13 protein-coding genes are annotated in these 22,545 nt (G+C 74.5%); all 13 read right to left on the reverse strand.

Features of this window, described 5'->3' with window-relative positions; translation table 11 throughout:
- Positions 1 to 26: 26 nt before the first annotated feature.
- The 13 genes from AB2U05_RS15580 to AB2U05_RS15640 all read right to left on the reverse strand — a co-directional run bounded on the left by AB2U05_RS15580 (position 27) and on the right by AB2U05_RS15640 (position 22,493).
- Entirely contained in the window at positions 27 to 539 is a 513-nt protein-coding gene (locus AB2U05_RS15580; protein WP_045702651.1) for a DinB family protein, read from the reverse strand.
- A gap of 81 nt (positions 540 to 620) precedes the next feature.
- Entirely contained in the window at positions 621 to 1,130 is a 510-nt protein-coding gene (locus AB2U05_RS15585) for an antibiotic biosynthesis monooxygenase (RefSeq protein ID WP_045702649.1), read from the reverse strand.
- A 72-nt stretch (positions 1,131 to 1,202) separates the two neighbouring features.
- Positions 1,203 to 2,492: a cytochrome P450 gene (locus AB2U05_RS15590; protein ID WP_052706777.1), complete on the reverse strand. Its 1,290-nt coding sequence runs from the start codon at positions 2,490 to 2,492 to the stop codon at positions 1,203 to 1,205.
- Between the two features lie 12 nt (positions 2,493 to 2,504).
- Positions 2,505 to 3,353 (reverse strand): alpha/beta hydrolase, encoded by an 849-nt coding sequence (locus tag AB2U05_RS15595; RefSeq protein WP_045702647.1) that lies wholly within the window; start codon positions 3,351 to 3,353, stop codon positions 2,505 to 2,507.
- A 17-nt stretch (positions 3,354 to 3,370) separates the two neighbouring features.
- The gene (locus AB2U05_RS15600) at positions 3,371 to 14,989 is read right to left on the reverse strand and encodes an amino acid adenylation domain-containing protein (RefSeq protein ID WP_369183496.1); all 11,619 of its coding nucleotides are present in this window, start codon (positions 14,987 to 14,989) and stop codon (positions 3,371 to 3,373) included.
- A 48-nt stretch (positions 14,990 to 15,037) separates the two neighbouring features.
- Positions 15,038 to 16,060 carry an HAD family hydrolase gene (locus tag AB2U05_RS15605; RefSeq protein ID WP_045702643.1) on the reverse strand — a complete coding sequence of 341 codons (1,023 nt, stop codon included), beginning with the start codon at positions 16,058 to 16,060 and terminating at the stop codon, positions 15,038 to 15,040.
- Entirely contained in the window at positions 16,057 to 17,250 is a 1,194-nt protein-coding gene (locus AB2U05_RS15610) for an acyl-CoA dehydrogenase family protein (protein WP_369183497.1), read from the reverse strand. Before AB2U05_RS15610 ends, AB2U05_RS15605 begins: the two co-directional genes overlap by 4 nt.
- On the reverse strand, positions 17,247 to 17,501 hold the full coding sequence (locus AB2U05_RS15615) for a phosphopantetheine-binding protein (protein WP_045702639.1): 255 nt from the start codon (positions 17,499 to 17,501) through the stop codon (positions 17,247 to 17,249). Before AB2U05_RS15615 ends, AB2U05_RS15610 begins: the two co-directional genes overlap by 4 nt.
- Positions 17,502 to 17,541: 40 nt before the next feature.
- Positions 17,542 to 18,393 carry a 3-hydroxyacyl-CoA dehydrogenase family protein gene (locus tag AB2U05_RS15620; RefSeq protein ID WP_045702637.1) on the reverse strand — a complete coding sequence of 284 codons (852 nt, stop codon included), beginning with the start codon at positions 18,391 to 18,393 and terminating at the stop codon, positions 17,542 to 17,544.
- 20 nt (positions 18,394 to 18,413) lie between these two features.
- Complete coding sequence (locus tag AB2U05_RS15625; protein WP_369183498.1) at positions 18,414 to 20,528, reverse strand: FkbM family methyltransferase; 2,115 nt, start codon at positions 20,526 to 20,528, stop codon at positions 18,414 to 18,416.
- 251 nt (positions 20,529 to 20,779) lie between these two features.
- The gene (locus AB2U05_RS15630; RefSeq protein WP_267884074.1) at positions 20,780 to 20,905 is read right to left on the reverse strand and encodes a hypothetical protein; all 126 of its coding nucleotides are present in this window, start codon (positions 20,903 to 20,905) and stop codon (positions 20,780 to 20,782) included.
- Positions 20,902 to 21,591 (reverse strand): hypothetical protein, encoded by a 690-nt coding sequence (locus AB2U05_RS15635; RefSeq protein WP_157882239.1) that lies wholly within the window; start codon positions 21,589 to 21,591, stop codon positions 20,902 to 20,904. The genes AB2U05_RS15630 and AB2U05_RS15635 overlap by 4 nt, the downstream gene beginning before the upstream one ends.
- Positions 21,564 to 22,493 (reverse strand): hypothetical protein, encoded by a 930-nt coding sequence (locus AB2U05_RS15640; RefSeq protein ID WP_045702636.1) that lies wholly within the window; start codon positions 22,491 to 22,493, stop codon positions 21,564 to 21,566. The genes AB2U05_RS15635 and AB2U05_RS15640 overlap by 28 nt, the downstream gene beginning before the upstream one ends.
- Positions 22,494 to 22,545 lie beyond the last annotated feature (52 nt).

Below are 22,545 nucleotides of genomic sequence, written 5' to 3' on the forward strand. Positions count from 1 at the left end.
GGTCCTTCCGTTGGGCTGGGTGGGTTCTAGAACGGCACGTGCTTGCCGAGGGCGACCCGCAGGGTGCCGATCTGGCCGCAGTGGTACGCGTCGTGCATCTGGATGATCGAGAGCGCCTGGCCGAGGTTCTTGAGGCGGTCGTCGCCGACCGGCTCCAGCGGGGACTCGCGGTCGAGGTCGGCGTCGGTGAGGGTCTCGACGAAGTCGCGCATCCGGGCGTGCACGAGCTTGTACGTGGCGACCATCTCGTCCAGGGACGGGCTGAGCGACCAGTCCTGGTTGTCGTTGCCGGCGAAGAACAGCGAGAACTCCTCGGTCACCAGGGACTCGGTGCCCTGGTGCAGGGTGGAGAAGTAGTCGGTGGCGCAGGTGAGGTGCCCGAGGAACCAGACCAGCGGCTTGTGCGGGGCCGGGGCCACCCGGGCGGTCTCGTCGTCGAAGTCCTCGGCGAGCTGGAGCACCATCTCGTGCGCCAGGTCGTACTGGAAGAGGAAGTACGAGGTCAGCGGGGACGGTCTGGTCTCGGTCGCGATGGTCATCTGTGCTCCTTGGTTGTCCTGACCGGTGGTCAGGACCGGTGGTCAGGACCGGTGGTCAGTACCGGTGGTCAGTACCGGTGGTCAGTCGAGGGATTCGTACGGGCTGACCGGGCCGCGGACGGCGTCCAGGCGGGCCCTGGCCTCGTCGAAGGTGGGGAGCACCGAGGTCTCGTCGACCTCCCAGTTGGTGCCCTCCCAGTCGTACATGAGCTCCTTCACCCGGCGGGCCGCGGCGAGGTGCGGGGTGGAGGTGAGGAAGCCCAGCAGGGCCTCCTCGTCCTCCCAGACGGAGAGCGAGCGGGTGCTGTTCCAGGACTCCTCGGAGATCGCCAGGACCACGCCCAACAGGCCGGGCCGGACGTACAGTTCGGCGAGGATCGCCTGGTTCAGCTCGATCGCGGCCGGCTCGTGGCCGGGCTTGGGCCAGCCGACCGAGGTGGCGATCAGGTGCTTGCCCCGGATCGGCTCCTTCAGCAGGCCGGTGGCCTCGTCGATGACCGGGCCGGCCCAGGGGGCGACCACGGTCAGGTCGGACTCGTCGCCGGCCGCGAAGCCGTGCAGGGAGGTGGGCAGCGGGCGCCGCGCGGTCATCGCCGGGCTCACCGTCCTTTCGGGATCGGGCGGTTCGGGATCGGGAGGTTCGGGATCGGGCGGTTCGGGGCCTCAGGCGGCGCGGCGGACGATCAGCTTCTTGATCTCGGCGACCTGCAGGTGCTGGGCGACCAGCTCCGGGGTGCCGACGAGCTCCAGGTCGCCGAGGACCGGCAGCACCGCGCGCAGGATCGCCCGCAGCTGCAGCCGGGCCAGGTTGGCGCCCAGGCAGACGTGCTCGCCGTAGCCGCCGAAGGAGAAGTGCGGGTTGGCGGTGCGGGTGATGTCGAAGCGGTACGGGTCGGGGAAGGCGTCGCCGTCCCGGTTGGCCGCCGGGTACCACATGACGACGGTCTCGCCCTTGCGGATCACCTGGCCGCGGATCTCGGTGTCCTGGGTGCAGGTGCGGGCGAAGTGGATCGCGATGGAGGTCCAGCGCAGGATCTCCTCCACGGCGCTGTCGATCAGCGCCGGGTTGGCCCGCAGCTTGGCCAGCTCCTCCGGGTGCTCCAGCAGGGCCTGGATGCCGCCGGCGGTGGCGTTGCGGGTGGTGCCGTTGCCGGCCACCAGCAGGTTGAAGACGGTGTACAGGATCTCGTGGAACTTCAGCGGCTCGCCGTTGATCCGGGCCGCGACCAGGCGGCTGAGCACGTCGGTGCCGGTGCCGTCCGAGGCGGCCATCCGCTCCTGGACGAGGGTGGCGACGTACTGGTTGAGCGCGGAGATGTTGCGGACGAACGCGGCCTCGGCGTCCTCGCCCTCCAGCTGGTAGTCCGGGTCGGCCGAACCGACCGTGCCCTCGGTCCAGTTGAAGACGTCGTCCCAGTCCTGGTGCGGCGCGCCGACCATCTCGCAGATCGCGGCGACCGGCAGCCGGGCGGACAGGTGCTTGGCGACGTCGGCCTCGCCGTGGCTCTCCAGGCGGTCCATGAACTGCCGCACGTAGCCGGCGGCCAGCTCCTCGAAGCGGGCCTCCAGGGCGGCCATCGCCTTCGGGGTGAAGCAGGGCGTCATGATCTGCCGGAACTGGCGGTGGCGCGGCGGGTCCATCCAGCTGAGCGCCGGCGGGTCGTCCGGGCTGTGGCCGAACATGGCCGCCCGCTCCTCCAGCTGGCGCTCGAACATGTCGACGGCGTCCGGGGTGTCGACGGTGACGCGCTGGGCGCTGGAGAAGATCTGCGGGTTGCGCGAGACCCAGGCGACGTCCTCGTGCTTGGTCAGCACCCAGAACGGCTCGAAGCCGGGGCGCTGGTACCAGAAGACCGGCGCCTCGCGCCGCAGCAGGTCGAACTCCTCGTAGGGGTAGCCGCGTTCGGCGTACGCCTGCTCGCTGGTGATGTCCAGGGTGTCCAGGGTGAGCATGGTGTGGGGTCCTCAGCTCTGTCGGGGGGTGTGCTCGTGCAGGAAGGCGAGGATTCCGGCGGCGACGGCGGCGTCCGTGGCGCCGTCCAGCAGGACGGCCCGCGGCGCCTCGTGCGCCAGCCGCTTGGCCAGGCCCTCCGGGGTCTGCGGGGCGTCGCCGGGCAGCACCAGCAGCGGGGCCGGGAACTCGGCGATCCAGGCCTCGGGGACGCTGAAGTACGCGGAGCCGTCCGGCCACAGGCCGTCCCGGAAGCGGACCAGCAGGCTGATGTAGTTCTCCCGGCGCACGGCGCCCAGCTCGGCGCGGAACTCCGCGTCGTCGTGCAGGCGCTGGCCGAACGGGCCGGCGGCCGGGTTGTCGGCGAAGCGGCCCGCGCGCTCGGCGGCGGCGAGCACCCCGGCGACGCCCTCGGCGCGCGGCCAGCGCATCGCCTCGTCGAAGGGGCGGTAGAAGGTGCCGAGGGTGTTGCTGTCGTCGCGGCCGGCCGGCCGCAGGCAGACCACCGAGCGGACCCGCTCGGGCGCGTCGTGGGCGAGCCGCCAGGCGTGCACGGCGCCGCTCCCGGCGGCGACCAGGTGGGCCTGCTCGACGCCCAGCTCGTCCAGGACGGCCAGCTGGTCGGCGGCGGTCTGCGCGTAGTCGAAGGGCAGCGCGGGCGCGTGGCTGGCGCCCGCGTGCCGCTGGTCCATCACGATCACCCGGAAGTGCGCGGCGAGTTCGCGGACCGGGTGGTAGGGCTCGGACTCCCAGGAGGCGGCCTCGCTGCTGACCCCGCCGGGGGCGAGCAGCAGCACGGGGAATCCCTCGCCGTGCACCTGGTAGTGGATGCGCGCGCCGTCCGGGCGCAGGATCTCGGGCATTGGTCTCTCCGTGGGGGTCAGTTCGCGGTGCCGGTCGCAGGGGCCGCGAGGGCCGCGAGCGCTTCGTTCAGTTCGGCGGCCATGGCCGCGGGGTTCTCGATCGGGGCGGCGTGGGTGCCGGGCACGCCGCCGCGGGTGTAGGGGCCTTCGGTGAGCGGCCGCCAGGCGTCCAGCGCCTCGGCGGGCAGCACCGGGTCGTCGGTGCCGGCCACCGCGCGCACCGGGATGCGCAGCGGGGCGCGGTCGAGGTGGCGCAGCGCCGCCCGGTGGTTCTCCGCCAGGGTGACGTCGGCGCGCAGCCGGACCAGGTAGTCGGCCAGCAACTCCTCGCTGTCCAGGACCTGTTCGGGCAGCAGACCGGCGAACAGCGCGGCCGCCTCGGCGGTCGGCAGCTCGTCCAGGACGGCGGCGGAGCCGGTGAGCCGGCGCAGCCCCTCGGTGGGTTCGGCCTGCGGCGGGATGCCGCAGGCGGCGACCAGGGCGAGCGGCGGGGCGGCGGGCTGCCCGGCGAGCCGGTGGGCGAGCTCCCAGGCCAGCCAGGAGCCCTGGCTGTGCCCGTAGAGCACGGCCGGGGCGTCCAGCCGGGCGCTGACGGCGGCGGCGACGTGGTCGGCGAGCAGCATCATGTCGGTGACCGGCGGCTCGCCGGAGCGGCCGTCGCGGCCGGGCAGTTGGACGGCGAGGAGTTCGACGTCCGCGGGCAGGTGCCGGGCCAGCGGGATGTGGCCGGCGCTGGTGCCGCCCATGCCGGCCATCGCGAAGATCCGGGCCCGGGGGCGTCCGGCGGCGGGCTTGAGCACCCGCAGCCAGCCGTCCTCGGCCCGGCCCTGCTCGGCCGGTGCGGCGCCGTCCGGCAGCAGCCGCTCCAGCAGGTGGCCGCCGATGCCCCGGCAGCTCCCGGCCCGCACGATGGTGTCGGTGGTGACCGCGAGGCCGGTGCGCCGGGCGAGCTGGCCGCGGATGGTGACGGCCATCAGCGAGTCCATGCCGAGCTGCTGGAGCGGCTGGTCGGCGGGGACGGCCTGCGGGGCGAGGCCGAGGACGGGGGCCGTCTCGGCGGTCACCAGCTCGGTGAGCAGGTGCAGGGCGGCCGTCCGGTCGAGGCCGGCGAGGCGCCGGCGCAGGTCGTGGCCGGCGCCGTCGTCCGCGGCGGCTTCGGCGGGCGTGAGGGCCTGCCGGGCCTGCGGGACGGTGTCGACCAGCGGGCGGGGCCGGGCGGCGGCGTACAGCGGGGCGAAGGTCGCCCAGTCGATGTCCGCGACGCCGGCCGAGGGCAGCCCGGCGGCCAGGACGAGGCCGAGGGCGTGCAGGGCGCGGTCGGCGGCGATCGGCCGGTGGCCGCGCGAGCGGTAGGTCCGCTCGGCCTCGGCGGTCATCATGCCGCCGCCGGCCCAGCCGCCCCAGTGCACCACGGTGGCGGCGAGGCCCCGGGCGTGCCGGTGCCGGGCGAGCGCGTCCAGCGCGGTGTTGGCGGCGCCGTACGCGGCCTGGCCCGCTCCGCCCCACAGGCTGGCGCCGCTGCCGTACAGCAGGAAGGCGTCCAGGGGGCGGTCGGCGAGCAGCTCGTGCAGGTGCCGGGCGCCGCGGGCCTTCCCGGCGAGTTCCTCGTCGGCGGCCTCGGGGGTGAGGTCGTCGACGGCGGTCATCCGGGAGACGCCGGCCAGGTGGGCGACGACGCGCAGCGGTTCGGCGGCGCCCGCGTCGTCGAGGTCGGCGAGCAGCCGGGCCGTCCGCTCGCGGTCGGCGAGGTCGCAGGCCGCGAGGTCGAGGACGGCGCCGTGCTCGGCGAGCTCCTGCCGCAGCGCGTCCAGTTCGGGCGTGCTGCGGGCGGTGCGGGTGGCGAGCACCACCCGGCGGGTGCCGCGCTCGACGAGCCAGCGGGCGAGCTGCCGGCCGAGCGCTCCGGCGCCGCCGGTGATCAGGGCGGTGCCGGAGGTCCGCCAGGCGGGGCCGGTGGTGCCGGCCGGTTCGGCGCGGTGCAGGCGGCGGACGTAGCGGCCCTCGGGGCGCAGCGCGGCCTCGTCCTCGCCGTCGCCGGCGGCGAGGGCGGCGACCAGGGCCGTCTGCCAGCCGTCGTACGGCTGCTCGGGCAGGTCGAGGGTGCCGCCCCAGCGGTCCGGGGCCTCCAGGGTGAGGACCCGGCCGAGGCCGGTGACCAGGGCCTGCGGGTGGTTCGGGGCGTCCTCGCCGTCGAGCGCGGTGGCACCCCGGGTGACGGCCCAGACCGGGGCCGGGCGGCCGGTGTCGCCGACCGCCTGGACGAGGGCGAGCAGCCGGTGGAAGCCGCGCTCGTCGGCGCGGTCGCCGGGGAGGGCGAGCAGGCCGGTGAGCTGCGGCAGGGCGCCGAGGGCGGCCGCGAGGGCGGCGCGGTCCTCGCCGGCCGGGAGCCGGTGGACGGTGGCGCCGGCGGCGGCCAGTGCCTCGGCGAGGCCGGTCGAGGCCTGGGCCCCGGGCGGCTCGATCAGCGCCCAGTGGCCGGTCAGGGTCGCCGGCTGCGGCGAGGGCTCCGCGAGCACGCGCCGCTCGGTGTACAGCCAGTCGGCGACCTCGGCGTCGGCCTGCCGGCCGTCGTGCCAGGCGGCGAGCAGCGGCAGCAGCTCCTCCAGGCCGTCCCGCAATTCCTCGGGGGCGGCGAGCAGTTCGGCGATCCGCTCGGTCTTGCCGTCCGTCACGGCCTGCCAGAACTCGCCGTCACCGCTGTCCACGGCAGCGGCCTTGGCGGCCTTGGGCTCGGCCCAGTACCGCTTGCGCTGGAAGGCGTAGCCGGGCAGCTCGACCTGCGGGCCGGCGCCGTCGAGGGCGGCGGCCCAGTCGACCTCGTACCCGTGGACGTGCAGCACGCCGAGGGTGCGCAGCAGCTGCTCGGGGCCGCCGTGGCCGCGCCGCAGGGTGTCGACGACGACGGCCCCGGCGGCGAGCCCGTTGTCGGTGAGCGCGTGGGCCAGCACCGGGTGCGGGCTGACCTCGACGAACACCTGGTGGCCGGCGTCGAGCAGGGCGCGCTGGGCGAGGTCCAGGCGGACCGGCTCGCGCAGGTTGCGGCACCAGTAGGCGGCGTCCAGGAAGCGGCCGTCGAGCGGGCCGCCGGTGACGGTCGAGTAGAACGGCACGTCACCGGTGCGCGGGTCGAGGTCGGCCAGCTCGGCGGCGAGGCCGGGCAGGATGGCGTCCATCTGGGCGCTGTGCGAGGCGACGGCGGCGTTGAGCTTGCCGCAGATGACGTCCTGGTCGTCGAGGTCGATGAGCAGGTCGTTGATCGCGTCGAGGTCGCCGGAGACGGCGGTCGAGCCGGCGGTGTTGACGGCGGCCAGCGAGATCCGGCCGTCGTGGCGGGCGAGGTGGCCGAGCACCTCGTCGACGGGCAGTTCGACGACGGCCATCTCGCCGCGCCCGGCGCAGCCGAGCAGGGCCCGGCTGCGCAGGGCGACGACCCGGGCGCCCTCGTCGAGGGTGAGCGCCCCGGCGACGACGGCGGCGGCCACCTCGCCCTGGCTGTGGCCGACCACGGCGGCGGGCTCCAGGCCGCGTTCGCGCCAGGCGGCGGCCAGGCCGACGTACATGGCGTACATCGCGGGCTGGACGACGTCGAGGCGGTCCAGCGGCAGGGTGGCGGCCGCGCCGGTGCCGGCCAGCAGCTCGGCGACCGTCCAGTCCAGGTACGGGGCGAAGGCGCGGTCGCAGGCCTCGACGACGGCCCGGAACGCCGGGCTGCGGTCGAGCAGTTCGCGGCCCATGGCGGGCCACTGGCTGCCCTGGCCGGGGAAGACGAACACGGCCTTGCCGGGCCGGCCGGCCTCGCCCTGGCTGAGCAGCCGGTGCGGGCGGCCTTCGGCGAGCGCGGTGAGGGCGTCGACGAGCTCGGCGTGGTCGCCGGCCAGGACGGAGGCGCGGGCCGCGAAGTGGGTGCGGCGGGTGGCGGCGGGCCCGGCCACGGCGGCCGGGGTGAGCTCCGGGCGCTCGGCCAGGTGCTCGGCCCAGCGGCGGGCCTGGGCGCGCAGCGCGGTCTCGTCGCGGGCGGACAGCACGACCGGGCGCACCCCCTCGGCGGGGGCGGCCTCGGCGGGCCCGGCGGGGCCCTGCTCCAGCACCAGGTGGGCGTTGGTGCCGCCGATGCCGAAGGAGGAGACCCCGGCCCGGCGCGGGCCGGCCTCGCCGGACCACTCGCGCAGTTCGGTGGTGACCGCGAACAGGCTGTCGTCCAGGCCGAGTTCGGGGTTGGGCCGGGTGTAGTGCAGGCTCGGCACGAGTTCGCCGTGGTGCAGCATCAGCACGGCCTTGATCAGGCCGGCGATGCCCGCGGTGGCGTCGGCGTGGCCGATGTTGCTCTTGACCGAGCCGAGCGCGCAGGGCTCGGTGCGCTCGGCGGCGCCGAAGACCTGCTGGAGCGCCTGGACCTCGATCGGGTCGCCGAGCGCGGTGGCGGTGCCGTGCGCCTCGACGTAGCCGATGGTGTCCGGGGTGACGCCGGCGGCGGCCTGCGCCTCGGCGATCACCCGGGCCTGGCCGGCCACGCTGGGGGCGGTGAAGCCGACCTTGTCGGCGCCGTCGTTGTTGACGGCGCTGCCGCGGATCACGGCGTACACGGTGTCCCCGGCGGCGACGGCGTCGGAGAGCCGGCGCAGCACCAGCATGCCGACGCCGTTGCCGGGGACGGTGCCGCCGCCCTCGGCGTCGAAGGCGCGGCAGGCGCCGTCCGGGGAGGCGACCAGGCCCGGCTGGTAGAGGTAGCCGGACTTGAGCGGGAAGGTCAGCGAGGCGGCGCCGACCAGGGCGGCGTCGGACTCGCCGCGCAGCAGGCTCTCGCGGGCGAGGTGGGCGGCGACCAGGCCGGTGGAGCAGGCGGTCTGCACGGTGAGCGCCGGGCCGCGCAGGTCCAGCTTGTGGGCGACCCGGGTGGCCAGGTAGTCGTTCTTGCCGCCGATCATCGCCCGGTAGAAGGCGGACATGTCCTCGGCGTCGGCGCCCTGGTAGCCGCCGAAGCCGGAGCCGCCGAAGACGGCGATCCGGCCGTCGAAGCCGCGCGGCGTCAGGCCGGCGTGCTCCAGCGCCTCCCAGGCGCACTCCAGGAAGAGCCGGTGCTGCGGGTCCATCGCCTCGGCCTCGGCCGGGGAGCAGTCGAAGAACGCGGCGTCGAACAGGTCGGCGCCGTCCACGTACCCCTTGGCGCGGACGTAGTCGGGGCGGGCCAGCAGCTGCTCGGGCACGCCGGCCTCGCGCAGCTCCTGCTCGGTGAAGTGGCTGATCGACTCGACGCCGGCGCGCAGGTTGGCCCAGAACGCGGCCAGGTCGGGCGCGCCGGGCAGCCGGCAGGACAGGCCGACGACGGCGACGGCGTCCTCGTCGGTGCGCACCGCGGTGCGCACCTCGGGGGCGGTCGCGGTGGTCTCGCCGGTCAGGTGGGCGGCGAGCCGGCGGACCGTCGGGTGGTGGAACACGGCGGACAGCGGGAACTCCCGGCCGAGCGCCGCGCACAGCTCGCGGTGCGCCCCCAGGGCGGTCATCGAGGTGCCGCCGAGGTCGAAGAAGCCGCGGTCGGGGTCGACCTCGGCGACGTTCAGCGCCCGGGCCCAGGCGGCGGCGACCAGCGCCTGCACGTCCTGGCCCGCGTCGGCGACCGGGGTGACGACGGCCGAGGGGGCCGGCAGCCGCAGCAGGGCGTTGCGGTCCACCTTGCCGTTGGGCGTGTGCGGCAGCTCGGACACGCGGACCAGCCGGCCGGGCACCGCGTGGGCGGGCAGCCGCTCGGCGAGGTGGGCGGCGAGCTGCGGCTCGGCCTGCTCGGCGCCCTCGGCGGGCACCCAGTAGAGGGTGAGCCGGGGGTCGTTCTCGGTGTCCTCGCGCACCACGGCGCTGCACTCGACGACGGCCGGGTGCTCGCCGGCCACGGTGTCGACCTCGCCGAGCTCGATCCGGTGGCCGCGCAGCTTGACCTGCGCGTCGATCCGGCCGCAGAACTCCAGGCTGCCGTCCGCCCGGTAGCGCACCAGGTCGCCGGTGCGGTACATCCTGGCCCCGGGCTCGGTGGCGTACGGGTCGGCGGTGAAGCGCTCGGCGGTCAGCTCGGGGCGGGCGTGGTAGCCGCGGGCGACGCCGTGGCCGCCGATCCACAGCTCGCCGCGGGTGCCGCGCGGGACGCGCCGGCCGGAGCGGTCGAGCACGTGGAAGCGGGTGTTGAGCACGGGCGTGCCGAGCGAGACCTCGCCGCGCTCCAGCGCCGCGGCGTCGAGCGTCCAGGTGGCGGACCAGACGGTGGTCTCGGTCGGGCCGTACATGTTGACGACCTCGCCCGGACAGAGCGCGGCCAGCTTGCGGGCCAGGCCGCGGTCCAGCGCCTCGCCGCCGACCAGCATCCGGCGCAGCCCGCCGATCAGGGCGCGGCCCTCGGCGTCGGCGAGCAGCATCCGGGCGTAGGACGGGGTGCACTGCAGGTGGGTGGGACCGAGGCCGCGGTGGGCGGCCCAGTCGGCGGTGCGGCCGGCGGCGACCACGACGCGGTAGCCCCGGGTGAGGGTCCACAGCAGTTCGAGGGTGGAGATGTCGAAGGAGAGGCTGGTGACGGCGAGCCAGGTGTCGCCGGGGCCGCCGCCGATCCGCTCGTCCATCGCGCGGCAGAAGTTGGCGAACTGGGCGTGCTCGATCTGCACGCCCTTGGGGCGGCCGGTCGAGCCGGAGGTGTAGATCAGGTAGGCGAGGTCCCCGGCGGCCGGGCCCTCGAACTCCCCGTCCCCGTCCGTGGATTCCATGCCCAGGACGGTGAGCCCCTCGCTCCAGCGCTCGACGGGCGTGTCGGAGAGGACGACGGTCAGGCCGCTGTCCTCGACCATGTGGTCCAGGTGGGCGGCCGGGTAGTTCGGGTCCAGCGAGAGGTACGCCCCGCCGGCCGTCCAGACCGCCAGTACGGCGACCACCAGATCGGTGCCGCGCGGCAGGTGGATGCCGACCGGCAGGCCGGGGCCGACCCCGGCGGCGCGCAGCCGGACGGCCAGCGCGCGGGCGCGGCGCAGCAGTTCGGCGTAGCTCAGCTCGGCGCCGCCGGCCAGGACGGCGACGGCGTCGGGGGTGCGCTCGGCCTGGCGCAGGATCAGCTCGTACGCGGTCGGCCGGGCCGGACCGGCCGGCTCGACGGTGCCGCTGAGCTCCTCCAGCCAGGCCGCCTCGGCCGCACCGAGCGCGTCGAGCTCGGCGAGCCCGGCCTCCGGGCGGCGGGCGAACTCGGCGAGCAGCTGCCCGTACGCGGCCGCCAGCCGTTCGGCGCCGGCCCGGTCGAGCACGTGCGGCAGGTACTCCAGCTCGGCGCGCAGCCCGTCCCCGTGGGGGGCGAGGGTGAGGCCCAGCTCGAACTTGGCGGCGCCGCGCACGTTCCCGGCCGGGCTGCCGGTGGTCGGCAGCCGCCAGGCGTCCGCACCCTCGCCCACGGTGGGCAGTTCGGCGCTGCCGTAGTTGAACACGGCGCGGAACAGCGGGTTCTCGTCGCCGGTGCGCTGGCCACCGGTGCGCTGGCCGCCGGCGGCCTGGACCAGCCGGGTCAGCGGGACGCCCTGGTGCTCGGCGACGGCGTTGACCTTCTCGCCCATGCCGGTCAGCAGGCCGCTGACGGTGGGCTCGCCGGTGAGGTCGCAGCGCAGCGGCAGGGTGTTCACCAGGAAGCCCACCACGCCCTCGGTGCCTGGCAGTTGGCGGTTGGCCCAGACCGTGCCGAGGGTGAGGTCGGACTGGTCGCAGGTGCGGGCGAGCAGCGCCGCGAAGGCGGTGACCAGCACGGTGTACGGGGTCACCGAGCTGCGGGCGGCCAGTGCCTCGACCTCGGCGCGCAGCTCGGCGGGCAGGGTGAAGTAGTGGGTGTCGCCGCCCGGCTGCTGGTCGTCGGCGTTCTCGGGGCCGGGCGGGAACTCCAGGCGGGGCGCACCGGCGAGTTCGGCGGCGAAGTGGCGCAGCCCCTCGTCGAAGCGGCCCTCCAGGGCGGCGGCGGCCTCCCAGGCGGCGAAGTCGCCGAGGTGGTGCTCGACGGGGGCGGCGGGCAGGTCGGTGCCGTCCGCGAACGCCCGGTAGGCGTCGTGCAGTTCGTGCAGCAGCACGGTCAGCGACCAGCCGTCGACCACCGCGTGGTGCACGGTGAGGCAGATCAGCTGCTCGCCGCCGGGCAGGGTGAGCACCCGGCAGCGGGCGAGCGAGGGGCCGTCGAGGTCGAACGGGGTGAGCTCCTCGGCGCGGGCGACGGCCTCGGCGTCCTCCGCGTCCTCCCAGCGCACCGGGATGGAATCCACCTCGGAGACGGCCTGGACGAGTTCGCCGTCGCGCATCCGCAGGGCGGTGCGCAGCGCCTCGTGCCGGCCGGTGAGGTGGGCGAGCGCCCGCTCGAAGGCCGTCCGGTCCAGCGGGTTGGCGACGCGCAGCTTGAGCGCCACGTGGTACTGGGCGGTGCCGGGGGTGAGCTGCTCCAGGAACCAGAGCCGGCGCTGGCCCTCGGTGGCCGGGTGCTCGTCGCGCCGCTCGGCGCGCGTCAGCCGGGCGCCGGCCGCGACGGCGGGCAGCTCGCCGAGCGCGTGCTCCAGCAGGTAGCCGGTGACGGCGCGGGCGTTCGGGTGGTGCAGGGTCAGGTTGGCGGGCAGCGCGGCACCGGTGAGCTCGGTCAGCCGGTTGCGCAGCCGCAGCGCCATCAGCGAGTCCATGCCGAGGTCGCGGAAGCGGCGCTCGGCGTCCACCGGCTCGTCGGTGCCGAGCAGGGCGGCCACCTCGCGGCGGACGGCCTCCTCCAGCGGCCGGGCCCGGTCCTCGGCGGGCAGCCCGGCCAGCCGGGCGCGCAGCCCGTCCGGCTGCGTGGACGGCTGGGTGGACGGCTGGGTGGACGGTTCCACGGCGGGCCGGGCGGGCGCGGAGCCGCGCAGGGCGGCGGCCGGGGCCTGGGCCTCCACCCAGTAGCGGCGGCGCTGGAAGGCGTAGGTGGGCAGCTCGACGGCCCGGCCGGCCGGGCGGTGGCCGAGCACGGCGGCCCAGTCGACGGGGTGGCCGTGGCTGTGCAGCGCGGCGAGCTGCTGGAGCAGCTGGTCGGTGCCGCCGCGGCCGCGCTGCAGGGTGCCGACGACCACGCCGTCGTTCGCGGCGGTGGCGCCGGTCAGCGGGATGCCGAGCACCGGGTGCGGGCTGACCTCGACGAACACGCCGAAGCCGTCCGCGGTCAGGGCGCGCAGCGCGAGGTCGAGGCGGACGGTGTCGCGCAGGTTGCGGCACCAGTAGGCCGCGTCCAGGCTCTCGCCGGGCAGCACGGTGCCGGTGACGGTCGAGTAGAACGGCACCGCGGCGGGGCGCGGGCGCAGCCCGGCCAGCTGCTCGGCGAGGCCGGGCAGGATCGGGTCCATGTGGCGGCTGTGGCCGGCCGCGTCGGAGGGGATGCGCCGGCAGTACACGTCGCCGTCCGCCATCGCGGCGAGCAGCGCCTCGATCGCCTCGGCGTCGCCGGAGACGACGGTGGAGGTCTCGGTGTTGATCACGGCGATGGACAGCGCGCCGCCGTACGGCTCGATCAGCGCGGCGGCCTGCTCGGCGGGCAGCTCGACCAGGGCCATGCCGCCCTTGCCGCTGCACTCGCGCAGCAGCGCCCGGCTGCGCAGCGCGACCAGCCTGGCGCCGTCCTGGAGCGAGAGCGCACCGGCCACGACGGCGGCGGGCACCTCGCCCTGGCTGCTGCCGACCACGGCGGCGGGCCGCACGCCGAGCGCGCGCCAGGTCTCGGCGAGGCCGATCATGACGGCGAACAGGGCGGGCTGCAGGACGTCGATCCGCTCGAAGTCGGGCAGGTCGGCGCCCTCGCCGGCCAGCAGCGCGCGCACCGACCAGCCGGTGTGCGGGCGCAGCGCGGCGTCGCACTCCTCGACGGCGGCGCGGAACACGGCGGACTCGTCGAGCAGGGTGCGGCCCATCTCGCGCCACTGGCTGCCCTGGCCGGGGAAGACGAAGACGGCCCGGCCGCGCGCGGCGGCCCGGCCCTGGACGAGCTCGCGCGGGGCGGCGCCCTCGGCGAGGGCGCGCAGTCCCAGGGCCGCCTCGGCGGCGGAGCCGGCGGTGACGGCGGCGCGGTGTTCCAGGTGGGTGCGGTGCAGGGCGGCGGTGCGGGCCAGGTCGAGCAGCGGGGTGGCGGGGTGCTCGGTGAGCCAGTCGGCCCAGCGGGCGGCCTGGGCGCGCAGCGCCTGCGGGGTCTGCGCGGACAGCAGCACGGGGTAGCCGGCGGCCGGGACGGCGTCGGCGCCCTCGGCCGGGGCCTCGTCGAGCGGGGCCTCTTCGAGGACCAGGTGGGCGTTGGTGCCGCTGATGCCGAAGGAGGAGACGCCGGCCCGGCGCGGGCGCTCGCCGCGCGGCCAGTCGGCGGCCTCGCCGAGCAGCTCGATGCCGCTGCCCTCCCAGGCGATGTGCGGGCTGGGCTGCTCGACGTGCAGGGTCTTCGGCAGCCGCTCGTGCTGCAGCGCGAGCACCATCTTGATCACGCCGACCACGCCGGCCGCGGCCTGCGAGTGGCCGATGTTGGACTTGCCGGAGCCCAGGCGCAGCGGCCGCGCGGCGTCCCGGCCGGGGCCGAAGACCTCGGCGAGCGCGCCGGCCTCGATCGGGTCGCCGAGCCGGGTGCCGGTGCCGTGCGCCTCGATCGCGTCGACGTCGGCGGGGGTGAGCCGGGCGGCGGCCAGCGCCTCGCGGATCACCCGCTGCTGGGCCGGGCCGTTGGGGGCGGTCAGGCCCTGGCTGCGGCCGTCCTGGTTGGTGGCGGAGCCGCGGATGACGGCGAGGATGCGGTCGCCGTCGCGGCGGGCGGCGGAGAGGGTCTTGAGCAGCACCATGCCGGCGCCCTCGGCCCAGCCGCCGCCGTCCGCGCCGGCGCCGAAGCTCTTGCTGCGCCCGTCCGGGGACATCGCGCGCAGCCGGCTGGACTCGACGAACAGCACCGGGGTGTTCATCACGGTGACGCCGCCGGCCAGGGCCTGGTCGCACTCGCCGCTGCGCAGCGCGGCGCAGGCCAGGTGGACGGCGACCAGCGAGGACGAGCAGGCGGTGTCGACGGTGACGGCCGGGCCCTGCAGGCCCAGCGTGTAGGAGACGCGCCCGGAGATGACGCTGCTGGAGATGCCGGTGCCCTGGTAGCCGTCCAGCGCCTCCAGCCCGGCCCGGGTGGTGGCGTAGTCGGAGCGCATCGCGCCGAGGTAGACGCCGGTGCGGCTGGTGCCGAGCGGGCCGGGGCGCTGCCCGGCCCGCTCCAGCGCCTCCCAGGCGGTCTCCAGGACGAGCCGCTGCTGCGGCTCCATGGCGAGTGCCTCGCGGGGCGAGACGCCGAACAGCTCGGCGTCGAACTCCTCGATGCCGTCGAGGAATCCGCCCTGGTCGGCGTAGCTCTTGCCGGCCGCCTCCGGGTCGGGGTCGTACAGGTCGAGGTCCGCCCAGCGCTCGGGCAGCGGGCCGATCAGGTCCTGCCCGGCGGCCAGCGCCTCCCAGTACCGCTCGGGGGTGGCGATGCCGCCGGGGAGCCGGCAGGCCATCGAGACGATCGCGATCGGCTCGGACCGGCTGTGCTCCAACTCCTGGTTGCGCTGCTGAAGTTGCAGGACGGCCGCCATGGCGCGGCGGAGCCGGTCCTCGTTCGCGTTCTCGTTCATCTCTGAGCCATCCGTCTCGTGTCCCCTGTGCCCCTCGCGGGCGGCGCGTCAGCCCTTGACCAGGACGGTCATGTACGGCGGGTCGTCCTGGACCCGCGAGTAGTCGTTCTCCAGCACGGAAACCCCGTCGCGCTGCTCCAGCTCGCGGAACCCGGAGAACTTGTAGGTGATGTACATCGTCCGGTTGCGGTCGGTCGGGACGAACTCGGCCCGCAGCCGCACGCCGGCCGAATGCGCCTGCCGGATCAGGTGGTTGAGCAGGACGGCGCCGACGCCGCGGGCCATCACCCGGCAGGACATCAGCAGCAGCTTGACCGTCCACGCCTCGGCGCCGCGCTCGACGAGGGCGAGGCCGATGGTGCCGTAGCCGCCGTAGACGTCCTCCAGCTCGGCGACCAGCAGGTCGTGGTCGGGCGAGCTGCGGAAGGCGTCCAACTCCTCGTAGGAGTAGGTGTATCCGGTGGCGTTGAGCTGGTTGGTGCGGACGGTCAGCTCCTCGGCCCGCTGGAGGTCGTCCTCCTGGGCGGGCGCGATGGTGAACCGCATGGCGAGCTTGGCCAGGAACTCCTCGGAGGTGCCCCGGTGGCCCTGCTCGGCCTGCTTGCGCTGCTCGTCCGCCTGGTACAGGTGGCGCCGGGCGCGCGAGTCGGCGGTGACGAACCGCGGGTTCATCCGGGGCAGTTCGGGGATCGAAGCGGCCTCGGCGGCGTCGATGCAGAGCACCTGGGGGTGCGCGAAGGCGACCTCGTCCCGCTCGAAGGGCTGGTCGTCGACGAAGGCCAGGGTGTCGATGCCGATGTTCAGCCGGCGGGCGATCTCGGCGACCGCCTCGGACTTGCTGCCCCAGCCGATCTGCGGGTGCAGGAAGTACTCGGCGACGCCGAGCTCGACCAGCTTGGCCCAGGCGGCGTCGTGGTCGTTGCGGCTGGCGACCGAGTGCAGGATGCCGCGCTCGTCGAGGGTGCGGATCACGTCCAGCACGGCCGGGCGGACGGTGACCTCGCCGTCCTCCAACAGGATCCCGTCCCACAGGGTGTGGTCGAGGTCCCACACCACGCACTTCACCGTCATCGGTCTCTCCTCACTGCGTCGGCCGTCGCCGCGTCCGCGTGCGGGCGGCGGGCCCGGGCGGACTCCTGGAACGCGTACTCGGCCAGGCCGGTCTGGTGGAGCTGGGTGCTGCCCTCGATGACCTCCATGACCTTGGCGTCGCCGAGCAGGCGCTGCGCCGGGTAGTCGGGGCCGCAGCCGTTGGCGCCGTGGATCTGCACGGTGTCCGAGGCGGCCCGGACGGCGGCGGTGGAGGCGAAGTACTTGGCCGTCGAGGCGGCGGCCAGGGCGCCGGGGTCGCGGGCGTCGCGCAGCCGGCCGGCCTCCAGGCAGAGCAGCCGGGCGGCCTGCCGGTCGGCGTACATCGTGCTGACCATCCGGCGGACCAGCTGGTGCTCCTTGATCGGCGCGCCGAAGGCCTCGCGGCGCCCGGCGTAGTCGACGGAGGCGGCCAGGCAGGCGTCGAGGATGCCGACGCTGCCCCAGGCGACGGTGTAGCGGCCGAGGTCCAGGGCCGCGCCGGCCACGTGCGAGACCCCGAGGCCGGGGCGGCCGAGCAGGTTCTCGCCGGGGACGGCGCAGCCGTCGAACCACACGTCGGCGGTCATCGAGGCGCGGATGCCGATCAGGTCGGTGATCAGCGCGGTGCGCAGGCCCGGGGTGCCGCGCTCCACGAGGACGGCGGTCGGGCCCTCGGCGGAGCGGCCGACCACCAGGAGGAGGTCGGCCGTCTCGCCGTAGGTGATCCACTTCTTGTGGCCGTCCAGCCGCCAGCCCTCGCCCTCGCGGGTGAGGGCGGTGGCGACGGCGGCCATGTCGCTGCCGGCGCCGGGTTCGGAGACGGCCAGCGCGGCGGTGAGCTCGCCGGTGGCGAGCCGGGGCAGCCAGCGCTCGCGCTGCTCCCGGCTGCCCCAGCGCCCGATCGCGTGCGCGACCATGGTGTGCACGGTCAGCAGGCTGCGGATCGAGGAGCAGGCGCGGCCCAGTTCGCCGGCCAGCAGGCCGAGTTGGACGGCGTCGCGGCCGAGGCCGCCGTACTCGGCGGGGATGGCGAGGCCCATCCAGCCGGTGTCGGCGAGCGCCTTGACGACGGCCGGCTCGGTGCGCTGGGCGCGGTGGGCCGGGTCGGCGTGCGGGGCGATCTCGGCGTCGGCGAAGGCCCGGAACTCCTCCAGGGCGCTTCGCTGGTCGTCGGTCAGCAGGCCGTTCACGACGCGGCGGTGGCGGCCAGCTTGCGGCCGACGAACGCCTCCAGGGCGCCGATCGAGCGGAAGTTGTCGAGCTCCAGGTCCTCGTTCTCGACGACCACGTCGAACTCGTGCTCGACGAAGGTGACCAGCTGCATCGCGAACATCGAGCTGACGAAGCCCAGCGCGAAGAGGTCGTCGTCGTCCTTGAGGTCCGTCACCGGGAAGAAGCCGGAGAGGTAGTGGGCGATCCGGGCCTTGGCGTCGGTGGCCATGGTTGCGGGTCCTGTCCTGTCGTGTGGCGGGGAGGGTTTGTCAGTGGTAGCTGTGGAAGCCCTGGCCGCTCTTGCGGCCGAGCAGGCCCGCGGCGACCATCTTCTTGAGCAGGGGGGCGGGCCGGTACTTGTCGTCGTTGAAGCTCTCGTAGAGCACCTCGACGGACTTGAGGATGGTGTCCAGGCCGATCAGGTCGGCGGTGGCCAGCGGGCCCATCTTGTGGTCGAAGCAGGTGCGGAAGATCCGGTCGATGTCCTCCGCGTTCGCGACGCCGTCCTGCACCAGGAAGACCGCCTCGTTGATGGTGAGCATCAGGACGCGGTTGGAGACGAAGCCGGGGACGTCCTCGACGACGATGCGCTCCTTGCCCATCCCGGCCAGGAAGCGGGTCGCGGTGTCGATGGTCTCCGGCGTGGTGTGGTAGCCGCGGATCACCTCGACCATCGGCTTCATCGGCACCGGGTTCATGAAGTGCATGCCGACGACCCGCTCGGGCCGGCCGGTGACCGAGCCGACCCGGGTGATCGAGATCGCCGAGGTGTTCACCGCGAAGACCACCTCGGGGCGGCAGATCGCGTCGATCCGGCGGTAGACCTCCTCCTTGACCGCCCAGTCCTCGGTGGTGTTCTCGACCACGAAGTCGGCGTCGGCCAGGCGCTGGTAGTCGAGGGTGAACTCGATCCGGCCCAGCACCTCCGCCGGGTCGACCCTGCTGCCCGGGTTGAGCAGCCGGAACGACCGCAGGCTGGTGCGCAGTTCGGCCCGGGCGCGGTCCAGCACCGCCTCGGAGACGTCCACCAGGACGACCCGGTGGCCGGTCTGCGCGAGGTTCTGCGCGACCCCGACGCCCATGACACCGGCGCCCACGACGCCGACGGTCGCGAATTCCATCTCTGCTTCCATGTCTGCTCCTAGCGGCTCTCGCCACGCGTGGCGTAGATGTTGAAGATGTCGGTGCCGCGGTACAGCTCGTCCTGCTCGGCGAGCACGGTGAAGCCGTGGCCGGTCAGCAGCTCGGTCAGCCGGGCCACGCGGCCGTCGCCGTCGTGCGCCTCCAGCACCATCTGCCGGATCTTCGGCCAGTCCTCGTCGGCGATGCCGGCGATGACCTGGTGCTCGCTCTTCTGCACGTCGATCTTGATCAGGTCGATCCGCTCGATGCCCTGCTCGCGGATCACCGCGCTCAGCGGGCGCAGCGTCGCCGTGAACGGGATCGCCTCGAAGCGGACGTCCATCAGCTCCTCGGCGTACGCGCCGAGCTGGTCGATCTCGTCGGCGGCGCCGGCCTCGCGCTGGTTGGCGATGATCGTGCGCAGGTTGTGCTTCTCCTCGGCCTCGTCCGGGTGGAACGAGGACATGCCGGAGCTGCGCGGGTAGAAGGTGAACTCGGCGGTGCCCTCGGCGTCCGAGGCGCCCGCGTTGATCAGCGTGGCGTTCACGCCGTGGTCGGCGACGTTGCGGCTGAGCAGCTCGAACATCGGCGGCGCCGGCTCGAAGGTGTAGACCTTGACGTCCTTGGCCTCGTAGTGCGCGAACAGCGTGAACAGGCCGATGTTGCCGCCGACGTCGACCACCGTGGCGCCGTCGGTGATGGTGATGCCGTGCTTGGCGTAGGTGCGGTGGTCGAAGATGTCCTCGTAGAAGTGCCTGGTCTCGGCCTCGTTCTGGTGCGTGACCCAGAGGCCGTTCGGCAGCTGGAAGCGCGGGCGCTCGGCGCTGCCGGTCTCCGAGGACGCGGCGTCGACGGCGAGTTCGGTGCCGCTGCGGCGGGCGTCGATGACGGCGGCGAGCTTGGCGACGGTCGGCGTCTCGTACACCTGGCGGAGCGTCAGCTCGACGTCGAAGGCGCGCGAGACGCGCAGCAGCAGGCGGGTGGCGAGCAGCGAGTTGCCGCCGGTCTCGAAGAAGCTGACGTCGACCGGGATCTCGTCGACCGGCAGCAGCTTGGCCCAGATCTCGGTCAGCGTGCGCTCGGTGCCGGACAGTCCGGCGTCGGGGGCTTCGGTCCTCTCCTCGCCGGCCAGCTTCGCCTGCGCCCGGCGCAGCACCTCGGCGTCGTCCCGGCGCTCCAGCGGGTGCCGCATCGAGGCGACCACACCGGCCGAACCGCCCCGGACGGCGGCGGCCAGGCTGCTCAGGGTCTGGCCGGGGCCGGCCTCCAGCAGCTGCCGCCCGTCGCCCAGCTCGCGCAGGCCGTCCGCGAACCGCACCGGGCTGACCAGGTGCTCGGCCCAGTAGCCCGGGTCGGTGGCCTGCGCGTCGGTGATCCAGGTGCCGGTCACGTTGGAGACGTACGGGATCGTCGGCGCGTTCAGCGTGAGCCCGGCGGCCAGCGCGGTGACCTGCTCGACCAGCGGGCGCATCATCGCGGAGTGGAAGGCGTGCGTGGAACGCACCGGACGGGTGACCACGCCCTCGGCGCGCAGCCGGTCGTGCAGCTGCTGGACGTCCTCGGCGGGGCCGGCGACCACGCAGAACTCGGGGCCGTTGACGGCCGACAGCGACAGCCGCTCGCCGAGCAGGCCCGCCAGCTCCTCCTCCGGCAGCATCACGGCGAGCATCCGGCCGGCCGGCGAGGCCTCGATCAGCTTGGCGCGGCGGGCGACCAGGGTGAGCGAGTCCTCCAGCGACAGCACGCCGGCCAGGCAGGCGGCCACGTACTCGCCGAGGCTGTAGCCGATCATCGCCTCGGGCTCGACGCCCCAGGACGCCCACAGCTTGGCCAGCGCGTACTCGACGGCGAACAGCGCGGGCTGGGCCACCTCGGTGCGGTTCAGCCGCTGCTCCTGCGCGCTCTCCTCGCGCTCGTCGCGGCCGAGCATCCGGCGCAGGTCGAGGCCCTCGGCGGGCTTCTGCTCGGCCGGCTCCGCACTGAAGAGGACGGTGAGCAGATCGAGCCCGAGCTCGGGCTCCAGCAGCTCGACACAGCGGTCCAGCTCGGCCCGGAACACCGGGAACTCGCGGTAGAGGTCCCGGCCCATGTCGAGGTAATGGTCACCGAGGCCGGGAAACATGAAGACGGTCATGCCACTCCTTGCACAAGGAAGCGAAAGGTGCGATCCGCGGAGGGGGGATCACTCGGCTCGAAAAGAAGTTCCGGAGCCCCGGTTGGGCACACTTCACCAACCCTGGGAGAAGCTTCTTGGCTGGGCCGGAATTTGTCAAGACCGGTTTTCGGGAGTTTTTGAAGGGGGGGTTGATAAAGAGAAAAACGCCTCCGGCCGACCATCTCCTGATTTCTCTGGAGACAGTCGGCAGAAGGCGTTTCTTAAGGTGTTCAGCCGAGGGTGTCGAGGACGTCCTGCGGGTGGTAGTGCACCCGGCCGCAGACCTTGTAGCGGCGCCAGGAGTGCTTGTTGGCGAGCCAGTAGACGGTGCCGCTGGGCACCTTCCAGAGCGTCACGATGTCACCGACGCGGAAGCCCTCCTCGGCCGGCGCAGACTGCTCCATTGTTCCGTGGCCCATGTGTGCTCCTTGGTGTGAGTGCAGCGGATCTGCGAGCCGGTCCGGGAGTCCTGCGGGCGCAGGACGGCCTCCAGCTCGCCCGGGCAGCCGTCCTCCGGGCAGCGCGAGACGGTGATCCGGCGGGTCGGCACGGCGGTTTCCAGCCGCTGCAGCCGGGCGAACGCCCGGAACAGCTCGGCGGTGAATTCACCGACCGCCTCGTGCCGGTCGATCCAGTTCTGGTGACGCAGCAGGAATTCCGCCATCGCGGGCACCGTACGGGCCGGTGCGGAAACCTCGCGCTCGTCGACGATCAATTGCGACCAGGCGGCCAGGAATCCCCGGACGTCGGCCCGGGCGTCGACCGCGGCGCCGTTCAGCGGAATTCCGATGTTGCGGCCGCCGGAAACCCTTTCGACCTGCTTCGCCTGGGCGTTCAGCAGCCGGTCGCTCTCCCGGTACAGCCGCGGGAGGCGGCCGAGCTGGTGGTGCACCCGGTTGCGGCAGGGGCGGCACAGCAGGGTCCCGGCGTCGGCCGGGCGCGGCTGCGGCTCACCGCCCTCGGGGTCGCGCCCGCAGCCGGCGGCGACGCAGCGGCGGATCGTGCCGGCGGTGGTCAGTTCATCCCGGGTGTCGGTGCGCACAGCTGTCCTCCCTTCGAGCCGAGCAGTCCGTGCCGGACGACGCCGAGGCCCCGCACCAGCGCGATCTCGTACAGCCGGCTGGCGAGCGCGACCTCCAGGCCGGGCACGCCGCGCAGGTCCACCAGGACGCTCTCACCGGCGAACTCCCAACCCGCGCGCGGCCGGCACAGTTGCTCGCCGAGCGCCATCGGCTCGGGCGCGACCCGGTAGCCGGCCCGGACCGGCACGGCAGTCCGCTCCCTGGCCGCCGACAGATCGTCGACCAGGATCCGGCCGACCGCGCGGGTCAACGACTCGGCCGGCTGCTCGCCGGTGGCGTTGATCAGCACCGCTCCGCGGGCCAGCATCCCCAGCTCCACCTTCCGGTAGGTGGCCTCCGGCAACCCGGGGGCGAGCACCACCAGATCGGTACCGAGCAGCGCCCGTTCGAGTTCGACGGGCCGGGACAGCATCAGCCCCCGGTCGGCGGCGTGCGCGGTCAGCTTCGGCGTCGGCCAGCCCTGCTCGCCGTGCGACGGCCAGAGCGCGACCTCGCCGAGGTTCACCACGTGGTTGACCAGCGCGGTCAGCAACCCGGCGACCGGGGCTCCGGTGCCGATCACCGCCGCGGTGGCCACCCGGGCCGCCAGCAACTCCCTGGCGGCCAGGGCGGCCATCGCGGCCACCGCCAGCGAGCGCAGCACGGCACGCGGCAGCAGGCAGACCCCACCCACCCGCTCGTCGTGCAGCATCACCCGCTCCGGATGCTCGGTCGCCGCCAGCCGGCTCCCCCGCCGTGCGTCCGGCTGGTCGGCTCCGAGCGCGCTGCGCCGCAGCGCGTCGGCGGCCAGCGCCACCAGGTCGGCGTCGCCGAAGGCGACGAGACAGTCCCGCTCGTCGATCTCCACCGTCGCGTACCCCATCGGACCTGCCCCCTGTCGCCGTGCCTGTTCCCCCGCAGGACACACCATTCCG

This window comes from Streptomyces sp. Y1 (assembly GCF_041053115.1).
Lineage (GTDB): Bacteria > Actinomycetota > Actinomycetes > Streptomycetales > Streptomycetaceae > Kitasatospora > Kitasatospora rubellomurina.

What these genes read in the sequence shown, in the direction of transcription:
- AB2U05_RS15590 (WP_052706777.1), bottom strand. Translation starts at nt 2,492, where the DNA reads ATGCTCACCCTGGACACCCTGGACATCACCAGCGAGCAGGCGTACGCC.
- AB2U05_RS15605 (WP_045702643.1), bottom strand. Translation starts at nt 16,060, where the DNA reads ATGACGGTGAAGTGCGTGGTGTGGGACCTCGACCACACCCTGTGGGAC.
- AB2U05_RS15580 (WP_045702651.1), bottom strand. Translation starts at nt 539, where the DNA reads ATGACCATCGCGACCGAGACCAGACCGTCCCCGCTGACCTCGTACTTC.
- AB2U05_RS15595 (WP_045702647.1), bottom strand. Translation starts at nt 3,353, where the DNA reads ATGCCCGAGATCCTGCGCCCGGACGGCGCGCGCATCCACTACCAGGTG.
- AB2U05_RS15625 (WP_369183498.1), bottom strand. Translation starts at nt 20,528, where the DNA reads ATGACCGTCTTCATGTTTCCCGGCCTCGGTGACCATTACCTCGACATG.
- AB2U05_RS15585 (WP_045702649.1), bottom strand. Translation starts at nt 1,130, where the DNA reads ATGACCGCGCGGCGCCCGCTGCCCACCTCCCTGCACGGCTTCGCGGCC.
- AB2U05_RS15615 (WP_045702639.1), bottom strand. Translation starts at nt 17,501, where the DNA reads ATGGCCACCGACGCCAAGGCCCGGATCGCCCACTACCTCTCCGGCTTC.
- AB2U05_RS15620 (WP_045702637.1), bottom strand. Translation starts at nt 18,393, where the DNA reads ATGGAATTCGCGACCGTCGGCGTCGTGGGCGCCGGTGTCATGGGCGTC.
- AB2U05_RS15600 (WP_369183496.1), bottom strand. Translation starts at nt 14,989, where the DNA reads ATGAACGAGAACGCGAACGAGGACCGGCTCCGCCGCGCCATGGCGGCC.
- AB2U05_RS15640 (WP_045702636.1), bottom strand. Translation starts at nt 22,493, where the DNA reads ATGGGGTACGCGACGGTGGAGATCGACGAGCGGGACTGTCTCGTCGCC.